This is a genomic window from Streptomyces sp. NPDC088785 (assembly GCF_044750685.1).
Classification (GTDB): Bacteria; Actinomycetota; Actinomycetes; order Streptomycetales; family Streptomycetaceae; genus Streptomyces.
In genome coordinates this window covers 99037-123095 of record NZ_JBIVKH010000019.1, presented here as the reverse complement: position 1 = coordinate 123095, position 24059 = coordinate 99037, and the positions used below count along the sequence as shown (strand labels likewise).

Sequence of the window (24059 nt, the reverse complement as noted above, 5' to 3'; positions counted from 1 at the left end):
AATAGGAAACTTTCCTAACAGTCGATGGCGACACCGCGAGGAGGCAGCACGACATGGCCGCTACCCCGGGCACCCCGAGCGTGCTGCGTGCGATGAACGACCGTTCCGCACTGGATCTCCTCGTCGCCCACGGGCCGCTCACCCGGACCCGGATCGGCGAACTCACCGGCCTCTCGAAGCCGACGACCTCGCAGATCCTCGGCCGGCTCGAAGCCGCGGGCCTGGTGCGCACCACCGGCAGCCAGAGCGGCCGTCCCGGGCCCAACGCCGTGCTCTACGAGATCGACCCGGACGCCGCGCACGTCGCCGCCCTGTCCGCCGACCCGACCGGCATCACCGCGGTCGTCGCCGACGTCACCGGCGCCGAGCGCGGCCGCTTCCGGATCGAGGCCGTCGCCGTCGCGGAGGACGTGCGCCACCGCACCGCGCAGCTCGTCAGCGAGGCGGTGGACGGCGCCCTGGAGCGGGCCGGGCTCGGCCACGACGACCTGACCGCCACCGTCATCGGCACCCCGGGCGCCATCGACCCGCACACCGGCCAGCTGCGCTACGCCCCGCACCTGCCCGGCTGGCACTCGCGGACCCTGCGCGCCGAGCTGGCCGAGGTGCTGGGCACCCCGGTCGTCATCGAGAACGACGTCAACCTCGCGGCCCTGGCCGAGCAGTACGAGGGCGCGGCCCAGGACCACGACGACTTCGTCCTCGCCTACGTCGACGAGGGCGTCGGCGCCGCGATCGTGCTCGGCGGCGTCCTGCTGCGCGGCGCGACCGGCGGCGCCGGCGAGATCGGCTACATGCCGCTGCCCGGCGCCCCGCTGGCCCGCGGCGGCGACGTCGTGCACGCCCGCAACGACGCCGGGGGCGGCTTCCAGTCCCTGGTGGCGGCGCCCGCGATCCGCCGGCTCGCGGGCGGCGTCGAGGACCTGGCCGAGGCCCTCGCGGACGTCGAGGTCCTCGACGAGGTGGCCCGGCGGATCGCCACCGGCCTCGCCGCGGTCGTCGCCGTCGTCGACCCCGAACTCGTCGTGCTGTCCGGCACCGTCGCCCAGGCGGGCGGCGACCCGCTGCGCGAGCGCGTGGAGCGGGAGCTGACCGGACTCGCCCTGCCCCGGCCGCAGTTGCGCATCAGCGAGCTGGCCGGGGATCCCATCCTCACCGGTGCCCTGCGCACCGCCCTCACCCAGGCCCGCGACGCCGTCTTCGACACCAGCGGCGCCTGATCCCCGTACCCCGCACCGCCCCTCCCCCACCTCACCCCCCGTCCCACCCACGTAAAGGACGTTCGCCATGCCGCGATGGCGCATACCCCTGCGCGCACCCGTGGTGCTCGCCGCGGCCGGACTGCTGCTCGCCGGCTGCGCCAATCCCAGTACCGGGAGCGCCGCCGACGATCCGACCAAGCCCGTCACCATCAAGTTCTGGCACGGCTGGTCGGCGTCCGGCGAGGTGAAGGCGATCAACGACTCGATCGCCCGCTTCGAGAAGCTCCACCCGAACATCCATGTGCAGTCCACCGGCAACGTCTCCGACGCCACCATCAACCAGGCCCTGCGGGCGGGCGGCGACGAGGCCCCCGACGTCGTCTCCTCCTTCACCACGAACAACGTCGGGCAGTACTGCGACTCCGGCATGTGGGTCGACCTCGACCCGTTCATGAAGAAGACCGGGCTCGACAAGGCGAAGACCTTCCCGAAGTCCCTCCTCGACTACACCAGTTACCGCGGCAACCAGTGCGCGCTGCCGCTGCTCGCCGACGCCTTCGGCATGTACTACAACAAGGACGCCTTCAAGGAGGCGGGCATCGCGCACCCGCCGAGGACGATGTCCGAGCTGATCGCCGACTCCAAGAAGCTGACGAAGCGCAAGGGCGACTCCTACGAGCGGGCCGGCTTCATGCCGAACTTCCGCTTCTACCAGAACAGCCCGGACCGGCTGCTCGCCCAGTGGGGGCCGACCTACTTCGACCGGGCCGGGAAGTCCCGGCTGGCGAAGGACCCCGCGTCGTACGCGTTCTTCGACACCACGAAGAAGCTGATGGACGCGCAGGGCGGCTACGGCCCGCTGGAGCGGTTCCGCACCTCCTTCGGCGACGAGATGTCGAACCAGAACGCCTTCCTGAGCGGCAAGGTCGCCATGCACCTCGACGGTGAGTGGCGCGGCCTGATGCTCCACGACGACAAGGCGAAGTTCGACTGGGGCGTGGCGCCGCTGCCGGTCCCCGACGACCAGGTGGAGAAGTACGGGCGCGGCTACCTCACCGGCACCGTCGCCGGCATCGCGCACAGCAGCAAGCACCAGAACGCCGCCTGGGAGCTGCTGCGGTTCCTGACCGCGGACACCGGCCAGGTCGTGAAGTTCGCGAACGCGATCCACAACGTGCCCTCCACGAAGGCGGCCCTCACGTCGCCGGACCTGGACGCCGACCCGACGTTCCGCACCTTCCTGGACATCGCGAAGAACAAGTACAGCCAGGTGCTGCCCCCCTCGACCAACGGCGGCATGTACGTCGTGCAGCTCCAGGACTTCTCGTACACGCAGGAGGCGGGGAAGGTGCCGAACCTGAGGTCGGGACTCAAGCGCCTCGACAAGCTCATCGACGCCGACACGCTGCAATCGCAGAACTGAGGGGCGGAGACCGCACCATGGCACTCACACTCTCCCGGCCCACCCGGCGCAGACTGCGCACCCTGGGCTTCCTGTCCCCCTGGCTGATCGGGTTCAGCGTCTTCTTCGCCTACCCGCTGCTGGCCACCGTCTACTTCTCGTTCATGCACTACAACCAGATCAAGGCGCCCACCTTCGTGGGGCTGCGGAACTGGAAGTACGTGTTCCAGGACATGCCGCTGTTCGGCCCGGCCCTGTGGAACACGCTGTGGCTGGTCGTGGTCATGGTGGCGCTGCGGGTGGTCTTCGGGCTCTCGCTCGGCCTGCTCGTCACGAAGATCAAGAGCGGTGTCGGCTTCTTCCGGACCGCCTTCTACCTGCCGTACCTGGCCCCGCCGGTGGCCGCCACCGTCGCCTTCGTCTTCCTGCTCAACCCGGCGACCGGACCGGTCAACGAGGTGCTGGGCAAGCTCGGCATCGAGGGCCCGAACTGGTTCAACGACCCCACGTGGGCCAAGCCGTCCCTGGTCCTGCTCTCCCTGTGGGGCATCGGCGACCTCATGGTCATCTTCATGGCGGCGCTGCTCGACGTGCCGAAGGAGCAGTACGAGGCGGCCGAGCTCGACGGCGCGGGCGCCTTCGCCAAGTTCCGGTACGTGACCTGGCCGTCCATCACGCCGATCGTGATGTTCGCGGTCGTGACCGGTGTCGTGCAGACGATGCAGTACTACACCCAGGCCCTGGTCGCCGGGAAGATCGCCTCCGGTGTCTCCATCGGCCCCGGTTCGGTCATCCAGCCCGGCTACCCGGACCACTCGACCCTCACGGTCCCCCAGCTCGTCTACTCGATGGGCTTCCAGAACTTCAACACCGGCGCCGCGTGCGTGCTCTCGCTCGTCCTGTTCGTCATCGCGATGGCCGTGACCATGCTGCTCATGCGCAAGCGCTCGGGCCTGCTCTCGGCGGAGGACTGATCCCATGACCACCACCACCCTGCGTCCGGCGGCGGGCGCCACCGCCGGCACCACCGGCGAGGCCGCACCCGGCCGGCCGCGCCGCAAGGAGATCCTGAACTGGATCGCCGTGCACAGCGTCGCGATCGCCGTCGCGCTGCTGTTCGTCCTCCCCTTCGTCTTCGTCTTCCTCACCTCCGTGATGGCCGACGACCAGGCGATGAGCGGCGACCTGTGGCCCGACTCCTGGCACTGGGAGAACTACCGGACGGTCTTCGAGACCGACGGGTTCCTCGACTGGTGGCGGAACTCGATCTTCTACGCGGTCGTGGGCACCCTCTTCACGGTGTGCTCGGCGATCCCCGTGGCCTACGCGCTCGCCAAGTTCCGCTTCCGCGGGCGGCGCACGGCGATGATCCTCGTCATCTCGACGATGATGCTGCCCCCGCAGGTCATCGTGATCCCGATGTACCTGGTGTGGGCGCAGCAGTTCCACCTCTCCGGCACGCTGTGGCCGCTGATCATCCCGATGGCGTTCGGCGACGCGTACTCGATCTTCCTGCTGCGCCAGTTCCTGCTGACGATCCCCAAGGAATACATCGAGTCGGCGAGGGTCGACGGCTGCGGCGAGCTGCGCACCCTGCTCAAGATCGTGGTGCCGATGGCCAAGCCGGGCATCGCCGCGATCGCGCTGTTCCAGTTCTTCTACTGCTGGAACGACTACTTCGGGCCGCAGATCTACGCGGCCCAGAACCCGGCCTCCTGGACGCTGAGTTACGGTCTCGAATCGTTCAAGTCCGCACACAGCGTCAACTGGAACCTGACGATGGCCGCGACGCTCCTGGTGATGGCGCCGGTCTGCATCGTCTTCTTCTTCGCACAGAAAGCCTTCGTGGAAGGCGTCACCCTCACCGGTGTCAAGGGCTAAAGGGCTCCCCGGAGCTCAGGACGGAATTCGGATATGAAGCTCGCAGTGGTCGGCGGAGGGTCGACCTACACCCCCGAACTCATCGACGGCTTCGCCCGGTTGAGGGACACCCTGCCCATCGAGGAACTGGTCCTGGTCGACCCGGCCGCGGACCGCCTGGAGCTGGTCGGCGGTCTCGCCCGCCGCATCTTCGCCAAGCAGGGCCACCCCGGCGTCATCCGCACCACGAGCGACGTGGACGCGGGCGTCGCGGGCGCCGACGCGGTCCTGCTCCAGCTGCGCGTCGGCGGCCAGGCCGCCCGCAACCAGGACGAGACCTGGCCGCTGGACTGCGGCTGCGTCGGCCAGGAGACCACCGGCGCCGGCGGCCTCGCCAAGGCGCTGCGCACGGTCCCCGTCGTGCTCGACATCGCCGAGCGGGTGCGCCGCGCCAACCCGGACGCCTGGATCATCGACTTCACCAACCCGGTGGGCATCGTGACCCGGGCCCTGCTCCAGGCCGGGCACCGGGCCGTCGGCCTGTGCAACGTGGCGATCGGCTTCCAGCGCAAGTTCGCCAAGCTGCTCGACGTGACGCCCTCGCAGGTCCACCTGGACCACGTCGGCCTCAACCACCTCACCTGGGAGCTGGGCGTGCGCCTGGGCGGCCCGGAGGGGGAGAACGTGCTGCCGCGGCTGCTGGCGGAGCACGGGGACGCGGTCGCCGAGGACCTGCACATGCCGCGCTCGGTCGTCGACCGGCTCGGCGTCGTGCCCTCGTACTACCTGCGCTACTACTACCAGCACGACGCGGTCGTCGAGGAGCTGCGCACCAAGCCGTCGCGGGCCTCCCAGGTCGCCGAGATGGAGCGCGACCTCCTGCGGATGTACGGCGACCCGGCGCTCGACGAGAAGCCGGAGCTGCTCGCCAAGCGCGGCGGCGCCTTCTACAGCGAGGCCGCCGTGGACCTCGCCGCGTCGCTGCTCGGCGGCGGGGGCTCGCCGCACCAGGTGGTGAACACGTACAACAACGGCACGCTGCCCTTCCTGCCCGACGACGCCGTCATCGAGGTGCAGGCCGCCGTCGACGGCAAGGGTGCCCGCCCGCTGCCGGTGCCGGAGCTGGACCCGCTGTACGCGGGCCTCATCGCGCACGTCACCGCGTACGAGGACCTGGCCCTCGAAGCCGCGCTGCGCGGCGGCCGCGACCGCGTCTTCAAGGCGCTGCTCGCGCACCCCCTGATCGGCCAGCTCGACCGGGCGGACCGGCTCACCGACCAGCTGATCGCGCACAACCGGGAGCACCTCGCGTGGGCATGACCGTCCTTGCCGTGGACGCGGGGAACAGCAAGACCGACGTCGCGGTGGTCGCGGCCGACGGCCAGGTCGTCGGGACGGCCCGTGGCGGCGGGTTCCAGCCGCCCCGGGTGGGTGTCGAGGCCGCCGTGGACGTGCTCGCGGACGCGGTCGGCCGGGCGCTCGCCGAGGCGGGGCTCGGCACGGTGGACCACGTGTCCGCCTGCCTGGCCAACGCCGACCTCCCGGTGGAGGAGCGGGAGCTGGCCGCCGCGCTGCGGGCGCGGGGCTGGTCGTCCAGCGTGGACGTCCGCAACGACACCTTCGCCGTGCTGCGGGCCGGCCTCCTGGAGGACGCCGAGCCGCGCGGCGTCGCCGTCGTCTGCGGCGCCGGCGTCAACTGCGCGGGCATGCTGCCCGACGGCCGCACCGCCCGGTTCCCCGCCATCGGCAAGATCTCCGGTGACTGGGGCGGCGGCGGGGGCCTGGCCGACGAGGCCCTGTGGTTCGCGGCCCGCGCCGAGGACGGACGCGGCGACCCGACGGCCCTGAGGGCGGACCTTCCGGCGCACTTCGGGCTCGGCTCCATGTACGCGCTGATAGAGGCGCTGCACCTGGGGCGGATCCCCGCGCAGCGGCGGCACGAGTGCACGCCGGTGCTGTTCGCCACCGCGGCGGCCGGGGACCCGGTGGCCCGGAGCCTGGTGGACCGGATGGCCGAGGAGGTCGTGGCCATGTCCACGGTGGCGCTGCGCCGGCTCGACCTGCTCACGGAGGAGGTGCCCGTCCTGCTCGGCGGCAGCGTGCTGGCCGCACGCCACCCGCAACTGGACGACCGCATCCGCGAGTCGCTGGCCGCCCGCGCCCCGAAGGCCGAACCCCGCGTCGTCTCGGAACGCCCGGTCCTCGGCGCGGCGCTCCTGGGCCTGGACACGGTGGGAGCCCCACCCACGATCCACGCCCGCGTGCGCGCCCACTACACCCCGTAGCCCCCCACGCCCCTTCCCCGACAGCCCCCTGAGTCCCCCCTCACCCCCTGTCGGGGAAGGCCCCCGGCCCCCACCCAGCCCCACCAGGAGCACGAGGAACCCCGCCCCCGAAAAGCCCCGCCAGGGGCGCGAGGAACTGCGCGAGAAGCGACCACCACCCCGCACACGAAACACAACCCAGGGGCGCGAGGAACCGCGCGCCCAGCCACCACGACCCCGCCCCCGAAAAGCCCCGCCAGGGGCGCGAGGAACTGCGCGAGAAGCGACCACCACCCCGCACACAAAACACAACCCAGGGGCGCGGGGAACTGCGCACCCAGCCACTACGACGCCGCACCCGAACACCCCCCTCCCCAGCGCCGCGAGGCCCCCCGCAAAGGACGGCCCCCACCCCGCCCCCGCCCGGCAAGGGAACCGAACCCACCCCCGGCACGTGTTCAAATGCAGGGCTCGCAAACAAGATCGAGTCAATGCCTGTGCGGATGTCAGTCGCGGCAGCGATACTTACCGCCGACGCACGACCATGGGGGAGGGTCGAAGTGACATACCCGCCGAACGGAAGCCCGGCGCCGCCGGGCCACGGCGCCGTGCCCACGATGCCGACGATCCCGCCGCAACAGACCCGCGGCACCACACCACCGGCACCCACGGCCCCACCCCCGGCGGAGCCCCGCCGCACGGCCTGGGCCGAGGGCATCGAACGCCTGAAGTCGGCGGCCACCACCGAACCGGGCCGCCTGCGCATCATCGGCGCGGTCCTCGCCCTGCTCGTCATCGCGTTCGGCGCCACGACGGCCTGGCAGATGACGGACCGCTCGGCCGCCGCGGACGACGTGCTGCACTCCAGCCAGCCGCTGAGCGCCGACGCCGCCGACATCTACCGCTCCCTGGCGGACGCCAACACCACGGCGTCCAGCGGCTTCCTCGCCGGCGGCCAGGAGACGGCGGCCGTCCGCGACCGCTACGAGCAGGACATCCGCACCGCCGCCGCCAAGCTCGTCACCGCCGCCGCCAGCACCGACCCGGGCACCCCCTCGGCCGACACGATCGCGAAGCTCAACAAGCTGCTGCCCGAGTACAAGGGCCTCATCGAGCGCGCCCGCGCCAACAACCGGCAGGGCTACCCGCTGGGCGGCGCCTACCTGCGGTACGCCAACGAGAAGATGCAGACCGAGATGCTCCCGGCCGCCGAGGACCTGTACACCAAGGAGAACCAGCGGCTGCGCGACGACTACGACGCGGCGACCCCGTATCCCTGGATCGCGATCGCGCTCGGCGTCGCCGCCCTCGCCGGCCTGGCCTGGGCGCAGCGCCGCAACTACCGCCTGACGAACCGGGTGTTCAACCACGGGCTGCTCGCGGCCACGGCGGCGTCGGCCGTGGTGCTGCTGTGGCTGGTGGTGGGCCACACGGTGGCGCGCAGCGGGCTCAACACCTCGTACGACCAGGGCGTCCGTTCGCTGAACGTGCTGCACGACGCGAGCATCGCCTCCCTGAAGGCGCGGGGCAACGAGAACCTGACGCTGGTCAGCCGGGGCGCCGAGACGGTGACCGTGGGCGACCAGGTCAAGGACAAGTACGACGTCGACTTCCAGAAGCAGATGGGCACCCTGGCGGCCAAGCTGAAGGTGGCGGGCGACCTCGCCGAGGGCGACGCGGCCGCCGTGGCACCGGTGACGAAGGCGAACAGCAGCATGAAGGAGTGGCGGATCCGCCACACCGACGCGCGCAAGCAGGACGATTCCGGTAATTATCAGGGCGCCCTCGACAAGATCATCGGCTCGAAGGACGACAAACCGACGGGAGACTGCTTCGATCTGGTGGACCAGAGCCTGGACCGGGCACTGGTGCACGAGCAGGCACAGTTCACGTCCGACGCCTCCGGCGGCCGCGACGCGATGACCGGGCTGTCGGTCGGCGCGGCGGTCCTCGCGGTCCTCGCGGCGGCGGGCGCGGTGCTGGGCATCGGACGCAGGCTTTCGGAGTACCGGTGAGAGGGGGTGCGGAGATGGACGAGCGCGACGCACGCAGGGTGAGTCTGCGCGGCTGGGGCGGCGTGGCGGCGATGGCCGCGGCGGTCGCCTGCGCCCTCGTGGCGGTGTTCACGGTGCTGCTCCCCCTGTCGCACACGGCGAGCGGCGACGGCAGCACGGGCGTCGGGCCGGGCGGCGTCGCCGACGGCGTGCAGGCCAGGGCCGACGACTGCGCCCCCGGCCGCAAGGGGCACGAGCCGGAGCGCAGCCTCGACCCGAAGGGCGACCAGAACGGCGACGCCGTGAAGGCCATCAAGGCGCGCGGCTACCTGTCGGTCGGCGTCGACCAGAACAGCTACCGCTGGGGCTACCGCGATCCCAACAAGGGCCTGGAGAAGACCGCGTCGCAGGACGACAGGGCCAGCGAGCTTGAGGGCTTCGACATCGACCTCGCGCACGAGATCGCCGGCGAGATCCTCGGCGACCCCGACGCGATCCGGTTCCACGCCATCCCCACCAACCAGCGCATCCCGGCGATCAAGAGCGGCCAGGTCGACATGGTGGTGCGCACCATGACCATCAGCTGCGACCGGCTCGCCGACGTCGCGTTCTCCACCGCGTACTTCCAGACCGGCCAGCAGGTGCTCGCCCCGCGCGCCTCGGACATCACCGGCTACGACAAGTCGCTGGCCCACCAGCGGATCTGCACCGCCAAGGGCTCCACGGCGGAGACCGCGCTGGGCGACGGCCGGGACCAGGACGACATCCCGCGCAGCACCGACATCACCACGACCGTGCCGAACCAGCTGGACTGCCTGGTGCGGCTCCAGCTCGGCGAGGTCGACGCGGTCGTCACCGACGGCGCCCTCGCCGCGAGCCAGGCCGCGCAGGACCCGACGGTGCAGCTGAAGGGCGAGCCGTTCACCACCGAGTACTACGGCGTCGCCATGCGCAAGGGCTCCGACGACCTGGTGCGCCGGGTCAACCAGGTGCTGGAGGACTACCGCCGCGGCGGCAAGGGCAGCGGCTGGCAGAAGTCGTACGACAAGTGGCTGGCCGCCGACCTCGGCCCGTCGTCGGGTCCGCCCGCACCGAAGTACCAGTGACAGCACGCACAGCGCAGCCGAGTCAGCGGCCGAGAAGAGCGAGAGGTGATCGATGGGCGTCGCGGGACCCCCTGGTCCGGTGATGGACCGCGACGACGTGGACCGTGCCCTGGCCCGTCTCGACGCCGAGCACGAGGCCATCGAGACCTCGCTGCTCGCGCTCCAGGACCACGCGGGCCGGCGCCTGCTCGAAGGCGCCGAGCTGACCGGGACGACCCGGGAGCGCTGGTCGACGGCCGAGCAGGCGATCACGCTGCTCTGGGCGTACTTCGACGCGTACGCGGGCGCCCTGCGCACCGCCCGCGAGATCCGCGCCCAGCGCCGCTGGCCCAACCGGGACGATCTGACGGCGCTGACCGACCTGCTGCGCGGCGAGAGCGTCACCGTCGCCCAGGGCGCGAGCACCGGCGGCCTGTCGCCGTCGCTCACCGGCCCGGCGAAGCTCTCCGAGCAGTTCACGCTCGCCGCCGTCGTGCAGCGGATGAACGACCTGTACGCGTCGTCGCTGGACATGGTGGTGGCCGCCGACGCGGTGTGGTCGGCGCTGCCCGCCCGGATAGACCTGCTCGCGGCCGAGCTGGCCCGCACCCGGCAGCTCGCGCACTCCGTCGGCGTCCGCCCCGGCGAGCACCCGGCCGGTGACGACCTGGAGCGGATCACCGCCGTGCTGACCCGGCTGCGCGAAGAGGTGGTCTCCGACCCGCTGGCGTACTGGCGCCCGGCACCGGGCAGTTCGGCGCCCGGCGGCGGCCGCCCGGACACCACGGCGTACGACCGTGAGGCGCGCGCCATCGAGGAGGTGCGGCGCGAGATCGACGCCGTGCTCACCGTGCGGCAGGACGCGGAGGTGCGCCTCGGGCGGCTGCGGGACGTGCTCTCGCGCGCGGACCGCACCCTCGCCGAGGCGCGATCGGCGCGCGGCGAGGTCCTGGCGAAGATCGCCGCCTCGGAGGTGCCCGCCGTGTCGGGCCCGCCGACCGCGCTCCAGGAACAGCTGGCGACGGCCGCCGAGTACCGCAGGCACGGCCAGTGGAACCGGCTCTCCCCGCTCCTGGAGTCGCTGGAGACGAAGGCCGAGGACGAACTGCTGCGCGCCCGTGAGTCGTTGACGGCGGTGACCGCTCCGCTGGCCGTCCGCGCGGAGCTGCGCGGCCGGCTCGACGCCTACAAGGCGAAGGTGGCCCGGCTCGGTCTCGCCGAGGACCCGATGCTCGTCGAGCGGTACGACGCGGCCCGCCGCATGCTGTGGAGCGCGCCGTGCGATCTGCGGGCGGCGGAGTCGGCGGTGCTGCGGTATCAACGGGCGGCGGCGGACGCGCTGGCCGCGCCCACGGACCAGAGGGGGGAGTCCTAGTCGTGGCGGGGGCTCAGAGATGCACGCGGCCCGGATGCGCGGGCCACTACGAGAACATGGGCGGGGCGCTGTACTGCGACACCTGCGGCCTGACGCCGGGGTCCGCGGCGGCGCCGGGGCCGGCCGCCGGTCCCGGCTCCTGCCAGCGGCCCGGCTGCGGCGGCACGTACACGGACATGGGCGGCGGCGAGCTGTACTGCGACACCTGCGGGCTCGCCCCGGTGGTGTCGGCGACCGGGATGGTGTCCTCGCCGCCGACCGGGATCGCGGGCGGCGGCTCGCGCGGCTCGCAGAGCGCCCGCTCCAGCTCCCGGTCGTCGGCCCGCTCCACGCGCACGTCGTCGCGCTCCTCGCAGTCGCGCCGGTCGGTGTCGGGGCGGCTGTCGCGCTCGGTGTCCGGGACGGCGGCCTCGCGGTCCGTGTCGGTGCGCAGTTCGGGGGCGGGCGCGAGCGGTTCGGGCCGGGCCCGGCTCGGCGCCGGCCTCGTCCGGGTGCCCGACGTGCCGCGGCCCGACCCGCGCGCGATGGTCCAGGAGAAGCCCGAGGTCCCCGAGCGGAAGCGATTCTGCTCGCGCTCGGACTGCGGGGCGCCGGTGGGCCGCTCGCGCGGGGAGCGGCCCGGCCGCACCGAGGGCTTCTGCACCAAGTGCGGGCACCCGTACTCCTTCGTGCCGAAGCTGGCCACGGGTGACGTGGTGCACGGCCAGTACGAGGTGGTGGGCTGCCTGGCGCACGGCGGGCTCGGCTGGGTCTACCTCGCCGTCGACCGCGCCGTCTCCGACCGCTGGGTGGTCCTCAAGGGCCTGCTCGACACCGGTGACCAGGACGCGATGGCGGCGGCGATCTCGGAGCGCCGCTTCCTCGCGGAGATCGAGCACGCGAACATCGTCCGCATCTACAACTTCGTCGAGCACCTCGACCAGCGCACCGGCTCCATGGACGGCTACATCGTCATGGAGTACGTCGGCGGCAAGTCGCTGAAGGAGATCGCCAACGAGCGGCGCACCCCGCAGGGCCGGCGCGACCCGCTGCCGGTCGAGCAGGCGTGCGCCTTCGGCATCGAGGCGCTGGAGGCGCTGGGCCACCTGCACAGCCGCAACCTCCTCTACTGCGACTTCAAGGTCGACAACGCGATCCAGACCGAGGACCAGCTCAAGCTGATCGACATGGGCGCCGTCCGGCGGATGGACGACGCCGAGTCGGCGATCTACGGCACGGTCGGCTTCCAGGCGCCCGAGGTCGCCGAGGTCGGCCCGTCCGTCGCCTCCGACCTGTACACGGTCGCCCGCACCCTGGCGCTGCTCACGTTCGACTTCCAGGGCTACACGAACGTCTTCGTGGACTCGCTGCCCGACCCCGGCAACATCGAGGTGTTCCGCCGCTACGAGTCCTTCTACCGGCTGCTGGTGCGCGCCACCGACCCGGACCCGGCCCGCCGCTTCGCGTCGGCGCAGGAGATGGCCGAGCAGCTGACGGGCGTCCTGCGCGAGGTCGTCGCGCTCCAGACGAACAGGCCGCGGCCGGCCCTGTCCACGCTCTTCGGGCCGGAGGTGAAGGTCACGGACACCGAGCTGTTCGGCCGGCTCGACACCGACGTGTCGCGGCTCGGCGTGCGCGAGGTGCCCGTACGGGCCCGCCGGGGCAGGCGGGCGGCGCTGGACCCGGCGCCCGCCCAGCCCGTCCTGCCGCCGTCGCCGTCGGCGCTGGTCCGCCCGCTCCGGGCGGTCACCACCGCGCTGGCCCTGCCGGTCCCCCGGGTCGACCCGAACGACCCGAACGCCGGGTTCCTCGCGGGCCTGATGGCCTCGGCGCCCGCCGAGCTGATCGCGGCCCTGCACGCGGCGCCCGCCGGCTCCCCCGAACTGCGCCTGCGCGAGCTGCGGGCCCGCCTGGAGATGGGCGAACTGGACGCCGCCGTCCGGGGCCTCACGGCCCTGGAGGCCGACCACCCCGACGACTGGCGGGTGGTCTGGTACCGGGGAGTGGCCGCGCTCTCGGTCGGCGACCACGCGAACGCGGCCCTGTCGTTCGACGCGATCTACGACGCGTTCCCCGGCGAGCCGGCGCCGAAGCTGGCGCTCGGCGTCTGCGCGGAGGTCCTGGGCCAGCTGGACAACGCGGCGGAGTACTACCGCCTCGTGTGGACCACCGACCCCAGCTACGTCAGCGCCGCGTTCGGCCTGGCCCGGGTGCAGCTCGCCGCCGGGGACCGAGCGGGCTCGGTGCGCACGCTGGAGTCGGTGCCGGAGTCCTCCATCCACTACACGGCGGCCCGGGTCGCCGCGGTCCGCGCCCGGCTGCGCGGACGGATCGCGGAGGCCCCGACGGCACCGGACGGCGACCCGCTCCTCGGCGATCTGACGGCCGCCGCGGGCCAGGTCGAGGCGCTCGACGCGTTCGGCCTCGACGCGGTGCGCCGGGAGCAGTTGTCGACCGAGGTCCTCGGTACCGCGCTCGACTGGGTACTCTCCGGTAGGCAGGGTTCCGGTCAGCCGGCAGGCCCCGCAGGCACGGTGGTGCTCGGCAACGATCTGGACGAGCGCGGACTGCGCCTCGGCCTGGAGCGCTCGTACCGGACACTGGCCAGGCTCGCTTCAAGGGGCGAGGAGAGGATCGAACTGGTGGAGCGGGCCAACCGCTACCGCCCTCGGACGTGGGTGTGAGTTGATGTCGCAGACGCACCGGTCGACGGCTATGTCAGTGTGTCCCAGCTGCGAGGAGCCGCTCGAGGAGAGCGACCGCTTCTGCGGGGCCTGCGGGTACGACCTTTCGTCGGCGCCGCACGCGTCGGCCCCGGACGGGCGTGCGGAGCCGGTGACGGCGCCCGCGGCGCAGGAGCCACCGGCGTGGCCGGCCGCGCAGGAGACCGACAGTTCCGACACCCCCGCGCCGGTGCACCTGCCGACCGACCTGGAGGGCATCGAGTCCGCCGGCGGCGAGGCGCCCGCGCGGCCCGACGGCGCGCCCGATCCCCGGACGGCGACGCCCGAGCAGCTGGAGGCGGCCACCCCGCCGGCCGGCACCAGGCTGTGCGTGGCCTGCCGGGCCGGGCAGGTCGACCCGGACGGCTACTGCGAGAACTGCGGGCACGCGCAGCCGCGCGAACGCGACCACATGGAGCAGGAGTTGGACGCGGTCGCCGCGGTCAGCGACCGCGGCCTGCGCCACCACCGCAACGAGGACGCGTTCGTGATCTCCTCGGCCGCACTGCCCGACGGCTCGCCCGCCGTGGTCGCCGTGGTCTGCGACGGGGTGTCGTCCGCGACCCGCCCCGACGCCGCCTCGCTCGCCGCGACCCGCGCGGCCGACGAGTCGCTGCACGAGTCGCTGCCGCGCGGCACCCACCCGCAGCAGGCGCTGCACGAGGCGATCCTGGTGGCCGCCGAGGCGGTCAACGCGCTGGCGCAGGAACCCGCGACGGCCCGCGAGCACCAGCCGCACCAGAACGCCCCGGCGTGCACCCTCGTCGCCTCCATCGTCACCCGCGACCTGCTCGTGGTGGGCTGGGTCGGCGACTCGCGGGCCTACTGGGTGCCCGACGACCGCTCCGCGACCGCCGCCCGGCTCACCGAGGACGACTCGTGGGCCGCGCAGATGGTCGCGGCGGGCCTGATGAGCGAGGCGGAGGCGTACGCCGACGAGCGCGCCCACGCGATCACCGGCTGGCTCGGCGCGGACGCCTACGAACTGGAGCCGCACACCGCTTCCTTCAAGCCGGACCGGCCCGGTGTCGTGGTGGTCTGCACCGACGGCCTGTGGAACTACGCGGAGTCCGCGCAGGAGATGGCCGGTGCCGTGCCCGGCGACGCCGCCGCGCGTCCGCTGCACGCGGCGCAGGTCCTGACCGGTCACGCCCTCGACGGCGGGGGCCACGACAACGTAACAGTGGCGGTCCTGCCGTTCCCGGGGACCCGGCAGGGGGCAGGATCGGCCTGAGGCCGGCCCGCGCGTCGCTCACAGCACAAGTGATGTTGTCCAGGGGGGACTTGTCATCATGGCCAATTTCTCGAAGCCGACCGTTCCGCAGTTCTCGGTCGAGGTGTACCAGAACGAGTACCTGCCGGAGGGGGGCCGCGAGGTCAACGCGATCGTCACGGTGACCTCGACCGGCGGCGGGACGGTGGGCAGCGCCGTCGGCGGCCCGCACGCGTACGACCGGGGCGGCTCCGCGGCCGCGGCGGTCGCGCTGATGGTCGACTGCTCCGGCTCGATGGACTATCCGCCGACGAAGATGCGCGGGGCCCGCGAGGCGTCGGCCGCCGCGATCGACACCCTGCGCGACGGCGTGCACTTCGCGGTGATCGCGGGCACCCACGTCGCCAAGGAGATCTACCCGGGCAACGGCCGGCTCGCCGTCGCCGACGCCACCACCCGCGAGCAGGCCAAGCAGGCGCTGCGCAAGCTGTCCGCGGGCGGCGGCACGGCGATCGGCACCTGGCTGCGCCTCGCCGACCGGCTGCTGTACGCGGCCGACGCCGCGGCGCCGATGGTGCGGCACGGCATCCTGCTGACGGACGGGCGCAACGAGCACGAGTCGCCGGAGGACCTGCGGGCGACCCTGGACGCGACCGCGGGGCGCTTCACCTGTGACGCGCGGGGCGTGGGCACCGACTGGGAGGTGAAGGAGGTCACAGGGATCGCCTCGGCGCTGCTCGGCACCGCCGACATCGTCGCCGACCCGGCGCACCTGGCCGACGACTTCACGCAGATGATGGAGACGGCGATGGGCAAGGAGGTCGCGGACGTGGCGCTGCGGCTGTGGACCCCGCTCGGCTCCGAGATCAAGTTCGTCAAGCAGGTGGCGCCCACCGTCGAGGAACTGACCGGGCGCCGCACCGAGGCCGGCCCGCGGGCGGGCGACTACCCGACCGGCTCCTGGGGGGACGAGTCCCGGGACTACCACGTGTGCGTCCAGGTCCCGACGGCCGAGCTGGGCCAGGAGATGCTGGCCGCCCGGGTCTCCCTGGTGGTCCCGCAGCCGGACGGCTCCGCCCAGCCGCTGTCGCAGGGCCTGGTCCGCGCGGTCTGGACGGACGACATGACGGCCTCCACGTCGATCAATCCGCAGGTCGCCCACTACACGGGCCAGGCGGAACTGGCGCAGGCGATCCAGCAGGGCCTGGACGCGCGCAAGGCGGGCGACGCGGACGGGGCGACGGCCAAGCTGGGCCGGGCGGTGCAGCTGGCGGCGCTGTCCGGAAACGCGGATACGGCGAAGCTGCTTTCGAAGGTGGTGGACGTGGTGGACGCCGCGGAAGGTACTGTTCGATTGAAGCCGAAGGTCGCGGAGGCCGACGAGATGACTCTCGAAACCCGCTCCACCAAGACCGTCCGCGTCAAGAAGTAACCACCACGAGCAGCCACCACAAGCAGTCACCACGACGGCAAGCCCGGGCTTGCACTTGAAGGAGAGGGGGAAGCGCCGACATGCCGACCTGCCCGAACGGACACCAGTCGGGTTCCGACGACTGGTGCGAGGTCTGCGGTCACCGCATGGCCGGTGCCGTACCCCCGCCCCCGCCGCCGCCTCCGGCCCCCGGCTACGGCTACCCGCCGCAGCAGCAGCAGCCGCCCGCGCAGCGGGCCCCGGAGCTGTGCCCGCAGTGCCGCACGCCGCGTGAGGGCGGTGCTCCGTTCTGCGAGGAGTGCCGCTGGAACTTCCTGACGAACACGGCGACGTCGTACACGCCCGCGGCGCCGAACCCGCCGCTGCCCACGTCGGGCGGCCCGCAGCAGCAGCCCCCGAACCCGGCGCTGCGCTTCCAGCAGCCGCCGCAGGGCCCGGGTCCGGGTCCGGGTCCCGGCCAGGACCCGTACGAGTACCAGGGTTCGCGCCCCTCGCAGATGAACCGCCCGGCCGAGCCGATCCCGCCGGGACCGTTCGGCAGCGAGCCGTCGGGCCCGGCCCCGTTCCCGCCGGGACCGCAGGCCTACCAGCCGCAGCAGCAGCCGCCGCAGCCGACGATGCCGGGCCCCGGCCCGATGCAGCCGCCGCAGCCGTCGTTCGGCGGCCCGGGCGGCCCGGGCGACGACTGGACGATCTCCCCGCCGTCGTCCCCCGCGACGTCACCGGACGGCTACCAGCAGCAGCCGCCCCCCTATCAGCAGCAGCCCCCGCAGCCGCAGGGCCATGTGACGTGGTCGGCGACGATCGGCCCGGACCGCGACTACTTCATGGCGATGATGCAGCGCAGCGGCCCGGAGGCGTCGGGCCTGAACCTGCCCGCGTACTCCCCCGAGCAGCAGCGCCCCCTCACCGGCAACCAGCTCTCGATCGGCCGCCGCCGCCACTCCACGGGCGACACCCCCGACATCGACCTGTCGGTCCCGCCGGAGGACCCCGGCGTCTCGCACCAGCACGCGGTCCTGGTCCAGCAGCCGGACGGCAGCTGGGCGGTCGTCGACCAGAACTCGACGAACGGCACGACGGTCAACGGCGGCGAGGACCCCATCCAGCCGTTCGTCCCGGTCCCCCTCCAGGACGGCGACCGCGTCCACGTCGGAGCGTGGACGACCATCACGATCCACCGGGGCTGACGCCGCCGCAGGGGCGCGGTGCCCGGCTGCGGGACGGCACGGGGCGGCACGGGACGGGCGAGCGGGGGCGGACGGCCGGGGGCGACCTCAGCCCCCGCCCCGGCTCCCCACCTCCCACGCGCATCCCCCACCCGGGTCGTCCAGCCACACCCACTCCCGCCCCGCGCACACGGTCACCCCGAACCGCTCGCGCCCGGGCCGCCCCTCCCGCTCCCACACGGCGGCGACCTCCCGGGCCCCGACCCGCCCCCCGAGCAGCTCCAGCAGGAACCGGAACGAGTCCTCCCGCGCCACCCCCGGGTCCACGCCGCTCAGCTCCGCCCCGCCGCCCACGACGCCGCCACCGCCCTCCCCCCGTACGGAGACGAAATAGGCCGGCGTCGGAAGAAACCGCCCCTGCGCGAACCCGGCGTCCCGCACCACGAGCTCCAGCAGCCCGGTGGCGACCGGCGCCAGGATCCGCGCCCCGCCCCGGCACTGCCCCAGCCACCCCACCGGCACCGCCCGCAACGCACACGTGGCCACGATCCGGTCGAACGGCGCCCGCTCCGGACACCCGCGCACCCCGTCGCCGGTGACGACGAGAGGCCGGTACCCGGCGGCGGCCAGATGCGTGCGCGCCGACTCGGTGATCTCCGGATCGAGGTCGACGGTGGTGACGGCGCCCGCCCCGAGCCGGTGCGCCAGCAGCGCCGCGTTGTACCCGGTCCCGGCCCCGATCTCCAGCACCCGGTGCCCGTCGCGCACCCGGAGCCGGGCCAGCATCTTCGCCATGAGGGACGGCTGGCTGCTGGAGGAGACGAGTTCCCCGTCGCGCAGGCGGGTGGCGAGCGGCTGATCCGCGTACGCGCCGCGCAGCCACCGCTCGCGCCGCGCGGGGTCGGGGTCCTCGCCCCACAGCCGCTCGGGCCCGCCGGGCGCCGGGACGTAGTAGTACGGCACGAAGAGGTGCCGCGGCACCTGGGCGAAGGCGTCCCGCCAGCGCGGGTCCCGGTCCCAGACCCCGGTCGCGGCGATCTCCCGGACGAGCCCGGCCCGCGCCCGGGCGGCGGGCCCCGCGGGACCGTCCGCTCCGCCGACGCGCTCCGTACCCATACGACCACTGTGCGGCCCGCGCCCGGAATCGGCGAGGTCCTACGCCTCGGGTCCTGGATCTCCGCGTCTGAGACGATGGACGGGTGACTGAGACCCCGCGCGACACACTCCAGGAGCAGACCTTCTACGAGCAGGTCGGCGGCGAGGAGACCTTCCGCCGCCTCGTGCACCGCTTCTACGAGGGCGTCGCCCAGGACCCGCTGCTCCGCCCGATGTACCCGGAGGAGGACCTGGGCCCGGCCGAGGAGCGTCTCGTCCTGTTCCTGATGCAGTACTGGGGCGGCCCGCGCACGTACAGCGACCACCGGGGCCACCCGCGCCTGCGGATGCGCCACGCTCCGTTCCAGGTGGACCGGGCGGCGCACGACGCGTGGCTGACGCACATGCGGGACGCGGTCGACTCCCTCGACCTGTCCGAGGAGCACGAGCGGACGCTGTGGAACTACCTGACGTACGCGGCGGCGTCGATGGTGAACACGGCGGGCTGACAGCCGCCGCGCAGCCGGCCTTCGACGGCCGGTGTGCGGCGCGGCGGGCCGGGGCCCGGCCGGTCAGGCGGGCATGACCCCGAAGCCGCCGAGCCCCCCGGTGGCGCCGCGCCGCACCGCCACGGACCCGTAGGCGGTGCGCAGCCGCAACCACGCCCCGGCGGCCAGCAGATCGACCGAGGACCCGCGCAGGAAGCCGAGCGAGACGGCGGCGTGGGCGACCCGCACGGGCATTCGCACCGGCTCCGGCGCCGCGCCGACGCTGATCTCGCGGGACCAGATGTCCCGCCCGATGCGATCGAGCGCGGCCCGCGTCCGCGCCTCGGCCGCCAGCTCCTCGACCCGGCCCCGGAAGTCCGCCACGGCGGCCTTCACGAGTCCGCGCAGCTCGTCGGCGGCGGGGAAGCCCTCCACCCGCCGCCAGCCGCCGCGCGGGGGCAGCACCCCGGCCCAGGGCGGTCCGGTGACGGCGGCCGGGACCCCGGCCGTCGCCCCGCTCTCGTCGACGGATTCGAGCAGTTCCCCGGCGGACACGGTCACGTCGAGGATGTCGTCGATCCCGTTCTCGTACGGCTTGAGGAGCCGGGCCGCCCGGATCGCCAGCACCTCGAACGACGGCGGCCGCCCGAACACCGCGAGCGCCTGCCCGCCGGCCTGCGCCTGGAGCCGCACGGCCGCCGCCCTGTCGTAGTGCAGCAGCCGGCCGAGGAAGGCGGCGAGGTCCGCCGCCTCCCCGGCATCGGCGAAATACAGCTCGGGCACGCTGCTCATGCGGCGAGCGCCCCCGGGTCGCGGTCGTCCCGGTACCCCTCCAGGAACTCCTTCTCCTCGGCGGTGATCCGCCGGGGCCGCTGCGCCTCGAAGTCGAAGGGCACGATGACCGTCGAGGCGCGCACGTACACCACGTCCTCGTCCTTGACCTCGTAGGTGAGCGTGAACGAGGCGGCCCGTATCTGGGTCACCCACATCTCGATGGCCACCGGCGCGTGCCGGTGGACCAACTGCCGCTTGTAGTCGATCTCATGGCGCGCCACGACGGACCCCTGCTGGAAATCCTTGTCCGGACGGAACAGGAAGTCGATGCGCGCTTCTTCGAGGTACCGAAGAAACACCACGTTGTTGACGTGGCCGTACGCATCCATGTCCGCCCAGCGCAGCGGGCAGGCGTATACGTGGCGAGCCATCAGCCGCGGGTCAGCTTCTTGTAGGTGGCGCGGTGCGGGCGGGCCGCGTCGGCACCGAGCCGCTCGACCTTGTTCTTCTCGTACGACTCGAAGTTGCCCTCGAACCAGAACCACTTGGAGTCACCCTCGTAGGCGAGGATGTGCGTGGCCACCCGGTCGAGGAACCACCGGTCGTGGGAGACGACGACGGCGCAGCCGGGGAACTCCAGCAGCGCGTTCTCGAGCGAGCTGAGGGTCTCGACGTCGAGGTCGTTCGTCGGTTCGTCGAGGAGCAGCAGGTTGCCGCCCTGCTTGAGGGTGAGCGCGAGGTTGAGGCGGTTGCGCTCGCCACCGGAGAGCACACCGGCGGGCTTCTGCTGGTCGGGGCCCTTGAACCCGAACGCGGAGACGTACGCGCGCGAGGGCATCTCGACCTGCCCGACGTTGATGTAGTCGAGCTCATCGCTGACGACGGCCCAGAGAGTCTTCTTCGGGTCGATGTTGGCGCGGTTCTGGTCGACGTACGAGATCTTGACGGTCTCGCCGACCTTGATGTCGCCGGAGTCCGGCGTCTCCAGGCCCTGGATCATCTTGAACAGGGTGGTCTTGCCCGCGCCGTTCGGGCCGATGACGCCCACGATGCCGTTGCGCGGCAGGGTGAACGACAGGTCGTCGATGAGGACCTTGTCCCCGAAGGCCTTGCTGAGGTGCTCGACCTCGACGACGATGCTGCCGAGCCGCGGGCCCGGCGGAATCTGGATCTCCTCGAAGTCCAGCTTGCGCATCTTGTCGGCCTCGGCGGCCATTTCCTCGTAACGGGCCAGACGCGCCTTGGACTTGGCCTGCCGCCCCTTGGCGTTGGACCGCACCCACTCCAGCTCTTCCTTGAGCCGCTTCTGCCGCTTCTCGTCCTTCTTGCCCTCGACCTTGAGCCGCTCGGACTTCTTGGTGAGGTAGGTCGAGTAGTTGCCCTCGTAGGGAATGGCGCGACCGCGGTCGAGCTCGAGGATCCACTCCGCGACGTTGTCGAGGAAGTAGCGGTCGTGGGTGACGGCCACGACGGCGCCCTTGTACTGGGCGAGGTGCTGCTCCAGCCAGTTCACGGACTCGGCGTCGAGGTGGTTGGTGGGCTCGTCGAGGAGGAGCAGGTCGGGCGCCTCGATGAGGAGCTTGCAGAGCGCGACGCGGCGCTTCTCACCACCGGAGAGGTTGGTGACGGGCCAGTCGCCGGGCGGGCAGCCCAGGGCGTCCATGGCCTGCTCCAGCTGACCGTCGAGGTCCCACGCGTCGGCGTGGTCGAGGTCCTCCTGGAGCTTGCCCATCTCCTCCATGAGCGCGTCCGAGTAGTCGGTCGCCATCAGCTCGGCGACCTCGTTGAAGCGCTTGAGCTTGCCCATGATCTCGGCGGCGCCGTCCTGGACGTTCTCCAGCACGGTCTTGGACTCGTCGAGCTTCGGCTCCTGCATCAGGATGCCGACGCTGAAACCGGGCGACAGGTACGCGTCACCGTTCGACGGCTGCTCCAGGCCCGCCATGATCTTCAGCACGGTCGACTTGCCGGCACCGTTCGGACCGACGACGCCGATCTTCGCTCCCGGCAGGAAGTTCAGGGTGACGTCATCGAGGATCACCTTGTCGCCGTGCGCCTTGCGCGTCTTGCGCATGGTGTAGATGAACTCAGCCAAGAGAAACCGTCCGGCAGTCGAAGTGTGGTCGCGTCCAGGGCCCCGCAAGCGCGGCTCCACCGCGCGAGGGCAGATACACCCCATCTTGCCGCATCGCTACTGCTGGGCGAAAACGTGTATCGGACTACGGCCCTGAGCTGGGGGTTCCCCTCACCCCCCGGTATCCGGTCCCTCACGGTCGGTCGTGGGCAGGGCCCCGGTGGTCCACCCGGGGCCGGCCCCGCGCTCACTCGTCCCCGGACGGCTCCTCCGCCGGTGCCTTCTTCTTGCGTACGAGGACCAGTGCGGCGCCGCCGACCAGGACCAGCACGATGGCCGTGCCCGCGATCACCGGGGTCGCGTTGGAGGTGCCGGTGTCCGCCAGGTCGGTGCCCGCGGCGCCCGTGCCGCCGACCGAGGCGGGGCTGGGCTGGATCAGCGCCTGGGTGCGCAGGCCCTTGTCGTCGGTGTGGGCCGCCGACGTCGTGCGGCAGTCGAGGATGCCGCGCAGCCGCTTCTCGAAGCCGTGCGGGCCCGTGATCGTGAAGTCGTAGGCCTGGTCCTCCTGGAGCGGGATGGTCACCGTCCGTGTCGCCTCGGCCGCGGCCGTGTACCGCTTGCCCATCAGCGCGAAGGTGAACGGCTCGTCCCCCTTGTTGGCCACCGTGATGTCGACGCCGCCCTCGGCGCAGTTCTTCTGCGCGGAGAGGGCCGGGACGGCGCCCTGCCGCGCCCAGGTCGCCGTGGTGCCCGCGGCGACCGTGGACTCGCTGGAGCCCGCCAGGATCTGCGCCTGGCTGCGGGTGTCGGAGGTGAAGGCGCGGCCCACCGGCACCGTCGTCGACGCCTGCACGCTCAGCGCGGCCGAGCCCGCGTCGGCGTCCTTCGGTATGTCGAAGTACAGGCGGCTGCCGTCGGCCGCCGACGTGACGGGGTGCCCCTTCTTGTCGACGACCCGCACGCCCTCCTCGGCCGCCCCGGTCAGCGGCATCAGGCTGACGCCGCCGGCGTCGGTCCGCACCGTGACCGGCCCGACCCGCTCGCCCGGGTGCCCGGAGACGGCCTGCGGCGTCAGGGTCAGCGACGCGCGCGGCTCGGCGAGGTTCACGGCACTGCGCTGGAGGTGGTCGGCGAGCTTCTCGGCGGCGGGGCTGACGGCGTCGACGTCGGCCTGGTCCGAGAAGCGCCAGATGGCCACCTGGGTGCCGGCCGCGGCGTCCTGCTCGGTGAGGGTTGTGGTCCCGGCCTCGCGGGCCAGCGCCGCGAGATCGTTGACCTGCGGATACGAGTTCTCCAGGATCCAGCGGATCTTGCCCGCGTTCTTGTTGGCGCCGAGGGAGGTGCCGCTCCAGGGGGTCTCCTGGTACCGGGCGTCGGTCCGCGTCGGGTTGTGGATGTCGACGCAGTACGTCTGGAGCATCCCGCCGCCGTCGACGATCATGCGGAACAGGCCGGCGGAGACCTGCTCGTCCTTCCCGTCCTCGTGCACGACGGCCATCCCGTGCGTGTCCATGCCGCTGATGACGGCGCTCGCCCCGCCCTGCTCCGGGGCGCCGTCGACCGCTCGGGCCGGGCCCGCACCGGATATCGCGCCGGCCGTCACGAGCCCCGACAGCAGGACCGCCGCGGCGATCCGGACGGTGGACCGCCCGTGCCGTGCGGCCCGCGTGAACACTGAATACACGTAGTTCCCCTTCAGGCAGGACGCGTTGAAGCTCGGGGGGTGAGGTCCCGCCGCCAGAATCAAGGCCAACCCGGGTGCTCCTGAGCAACATTGAGCGACCCGGTCGGCTCGTGGGCCCCTCGCACCGCGGGAGCCTTCGAAGCCACCGGAGCTCTCGGACGCGTCTTCGAGCCCAGGAACTCCGCCCGCATCCTAAGGAAGTCGGCTGTGGCGGTTCTTTGAGGTGCGGCCAGGCGGGCGATCCGA

At 72.6% G+C, this 24059-nt stretch carries 19 protein-coding genes; 14 read left to right on the top strand and 5 right to left on the bottom strand.

What is annotated here, in order from left to right; genetic code table 11:
* Positions 1-53: 53 nt before the first annotated feature.
* The 13 genes from ACIP5K_RS33535 (at position 54) to ACIP5K_RS33475 (ending at position 17719) form a co-directional block, all read left to right on the top strand.
* On the top strand, positions 54-1220 hold the full coding sequence (locus ACIP5K_RS33535) for an ROK family transcriptional regulator (RefSeq protein ID WP_401415759.1): 1167 nt from the start codon (positions 54-56) through the stop codon (positions 1218-1220).
* Positions 1221-1287: 67 nt separating this feature from the next.
* Positions 1288-2625, top strand: a complete 1338-nt coding sequence (locus ACIP5K_RS33530) for an ABC transporter substrate-binding protein (protein WP_401415756.1) — start codon at positions 1288-1290, stop codon at positions 2623-2625.
* Positions 2626-2642: 17 nt separating this feature from the next.
* On the top strand, positions 2643-3578 hold the full coding sequence (locus ACIP5K_RS33525) for a carbohydrate ABC transporter permease (RefSeq protein ID WP_401415753.1): 936 nt from the start codon (positions 2643-2645) through the stop codon (positions 3576-3578).
* A gap of 4 nt (positions 3579-3582) precedes the next feature.
* Positions 3583-4485, top strand: a complete 903-nt coding sequence (locus ACIP5K_RS33520) for a carbohydrate ABC transporter permease (RefSeq protein ID WP_401415751.1) — start codon at positions 3583-3585, stop codon at positions 4483-4485.
* Positions 4486-4518: 33 nt separating this feature from the next.
* A complete protein-coding gene (locus tag ACIP5K_RS33515) occupies positions 4519-5784 on the top strand; it encodes a 6-phospho-beta-glucosidase (protein WP_401415748.1) in 1266 nt (421 codons plus the stop codon).
* A complete protein-coding gene (locus ACIP5K_RS33510) occupies positions 5781-6749 on the top strand; it encodes an N-acetylglucosamine kinase (protein WP_401415746.1) in 969 nt (322 codons plus the stop codon). The genes ACIP5K_RS33515 and ACIP5K_RS33510 overlap by 4 nt, the downstream gene beginning before the upstream one ends.
* A 539-nt stretch (positions 6750-7288) precedes the next feature.
* Positions 7289-8743, top strand: coding sequence for a hypothetical protein (locus ACIP5K_RS33505; protein ID WP_401415744.1), 1455 nt, complete (start codon positions 7289-7291; stop codon positions 8741-8743).
* Between the two features lie 14 nt (positions 8744-8757).
* Positions 8758-9828, top strand: coding sequence for a glutamate ABC transporter substrate-binding protein (locus tag ACIP5K_RS33500; RefSeq protein WP_401415743.1), 1071 nt, complete (start codon positions 8758-8760; stop codon positions 9826-9828).
* A 52-nt stretch (positions 9829-9880) separates the two neighbouring features.
* Positions 9881-11182: a hypothetical protein gene (locus tag ACIP5K_RS33495; protein WP_401415740.1), complete on the top strand. Its 1302-nt coding sequence runs from the start codon at positions 9881-9883 to the stop codon at positions 11180-11182.
* 176 nt (positions 11183-11358) lie between these two features.
* Entirely contained in the window at positions 11359-13845 is a 2487-nt protein-coding gene (locus ACIP5K_RS33490) for a tetratricopeptide repeat protein (protein WP_401415823.1), read from the top strand.
* Positions 13846-13876: 31 nt separating this feature from the next.
* Complete coding sequence (locus tag ACIP5K_RS33485; RefSeq protein WP_401415738.1) at positions 13877-15118, top strand: PP2C family serine/threonine-protein phosphatase; 1242 nt, start codon at positions 13877-13879, stop codon at positions 15116-15118.
* A 58-nt stretch (positions 15119-15176) separates the two neighbouring features.
* A complete protein-coding gene (locus ACIP5K_RS33480) occupies positions 15177-16529 on the top strand; it encodes a VWA domain-containing protein (protein WP_401415736.1) in 1353 nt (450 codons plus the stop codon).
* Positions 16530-16609: 80 nt separating this feature from the next.
* On the top strand, positions 16610-17719 hold the full coding sequence (locus ACIP5K_RS33475) for an FHA domain-containing protein (RefSeq protein ID WP_401415734.1): 1110 nt from the start codon (positions 16610-16612) through the stop codon (positions 17717-17719).
* 87 nt (positions 17720-17806) lie between these two features.
* Here the strand turns inward: ACIP5K_RS33475 and ACIP5K_RS33470 are convergent, their stop codons facing one another.
* On the bottom strand, positions 17807-18814 hold the full coding sequence (locus tag ACIP5K_RS33470) for a methyltransferase domain-containing protein (protein ID WP_401415731.1): 1008 nt from the start codon (positions 18812-18814) through the stop codon (positions 17807-17809).
* An 83-nt stretch (positions 18815-18897) separates the two neighbouring features.
* Here ACIP5K_RS33470 and ACIP5K_RS33465 point away from each other — a divergent pair, with 83 nt between their 5' ends.
* On the top strand, positions 18898-19302 hold the full coding sequence (locus ACIP5K_RS33465; RefSeq protein WP_401415728.1) for a globin: 405 nt from the start codon (positions 18898-18900) through the stop codon (positions 19300-19302).
* 63 nt (positions 19303-19365) lie between these two features.
* Here the strand turns inward: ACIP5K_RS33465 and ACIP5K_RS33460 are convergent, their stop codons facing one another.
* From ACIP5K_RS33460 to ACIP5K_RS33445, 4 genes are all read right to left on the bottom strand, one after another.
* Positions 19366-20064 (bottom strand): hypothetical protein, encoded by a 699-nt coding sequence (locus tag ACIP5K_RS33460; protein WP_401415820.1) that lies wholly within the window; start codon positions 20062-20064, stop codon positions 19366-19368.
* 5 nt (positions 20065-20069) lie between these two features.
* Complete coding sequence (locus ACIP5K_RS33455; RefSeq protein WP_401415726.1) at positions 20070-20486, bottom strand: acyl-CoA thioesterase; 417 nt, start codon at positions 20484-20486, stop codon at positions 20070-20072.
* Positions 20486-22150 carry an energy-dependent translational throttle protein EttA gene (gene ettA / locus ACIP5K_RS33450; protein WP_401415723.1) on the bottom strand — a complete coding sequence of 555 codons (1665 nt, stop codon included), beginning with the start codon at positions 22148-22150 and terminating at the stop codon, positions 20486-20488. The genes ACIP5K_RS33455 and ettA overlap by 1 nt, the downstream gene beginning before the upstream one ends.
* Positions 22151-22376: 226 nt before the next feature.
* Complete coding sequence (locus tag ACIP5K_RS33445; protein ID WP_401415722.1) at positions 22377-23813, bottom strand: TQXA domain-containing protein; 1437 nt, start codon at positions 23811-23813, stop codon at positions 22377-22379.
* Positions 23814-24059 lie beyond the last annotated feature (246 nt).

Coding starts and splice junctions, on each gene's coding strand:
- ACIP5K_RS33535 (WP_401415759.1), top strand. CDS start 54: ATGGCCGCTACCCCGGGCACCCCGAGCGTGCTGCGTGCGATGAACGAC.
- ACIP5K_RS33530 (WP_401415756.1), top strand. CDS start 1,288: ATGCCGCGATGGCGCATACCCCTGCGCGCACCCGTGGTGCTCGCCGCG.
- ACIP5K_RS33525 (WP_401415753.1), top strand. CDS start 2,643: ATGGCACTCACACTCTCCCGGCCCACCCGGCGCAGACTGCGCACCCTG.
- ACIP5K_RS33520 (WP_401415751.1), top strand. CDS start 3,583: ATGACCACCACCACCCTGCGTCCGGCGGCGGGCGCCACCGCCGGCACC.
- ACIP5K_RS33515 (WP_401415748.1), top strand. CDS start 4,519: ATGAAGCTCGCAGTGGTCGGCGGAGGGTCGACCTACACCCCCGAACTC.
- ACIP5K_RS33510 (WP_401415746.1), top strand. CDS start 5,781: ATGACCGTCCTTGCCGTGGACGCGGGGAACAGCAAGACCGACGTCGCG.
- ACIP5K_RS33500 (WP_401415743.1), top strand. CDS start 8,758: ATGGACGAGCGCGACGCACGCAGGGTGAGTCTGCGCGGCTGGGGCGGC.
- ACIP5K_RS33495 (WP_401415740.1), top strand. CDS start 9,881: ATGGGCGTCGCGGGACCCCCTGGTCCGGTGATGGACCGCGACGACGTG.
- ACIP5K_RS33490 (WP_401415823.1), top strand. CDS start 11,359: ATGGGCGGCGGCGAGCTGTACTGCGACACCTGCGGGCTCGCCCCGGTG.
- ACIP5K_RS33485 (WP_401415738.1), top strand. CDS start 13,877: ATGTCAGTGTGTCCCAGCTGCGAGGAGCCGCTCGAGGAGAGCGACCGC.
- ACIP5K_RS33480 (WP_401415736.1), top strand. CDS start 15,177: ATGGCCAATTTCTCGAAGCCGACCGTTCCGCAGTTCTCGGTCGAGGTG.
- ACIP5K_RS33475 (WP_401415734.1), top strand. CDS start 16,610: ATGCCGACCTGCCCGAACGGACACCAGTCGGGTTCCGACGACTGGTGC.
- ACIP5K_RS33470 (WP_401415731.1), bottom strand. CDS start 18,814: ATGGGTACGGAGCGCGTCGGCGGAGCGGACGGTCCCGCGGGGCCCGCC.
- ACIP5K_RS33455 (WP_401415726.1), bottom strand. CDS start 20,486: ATGGCTCGCCACGTATACGCCTGCCCGCTGCGCTGGGCGGACATGGAT.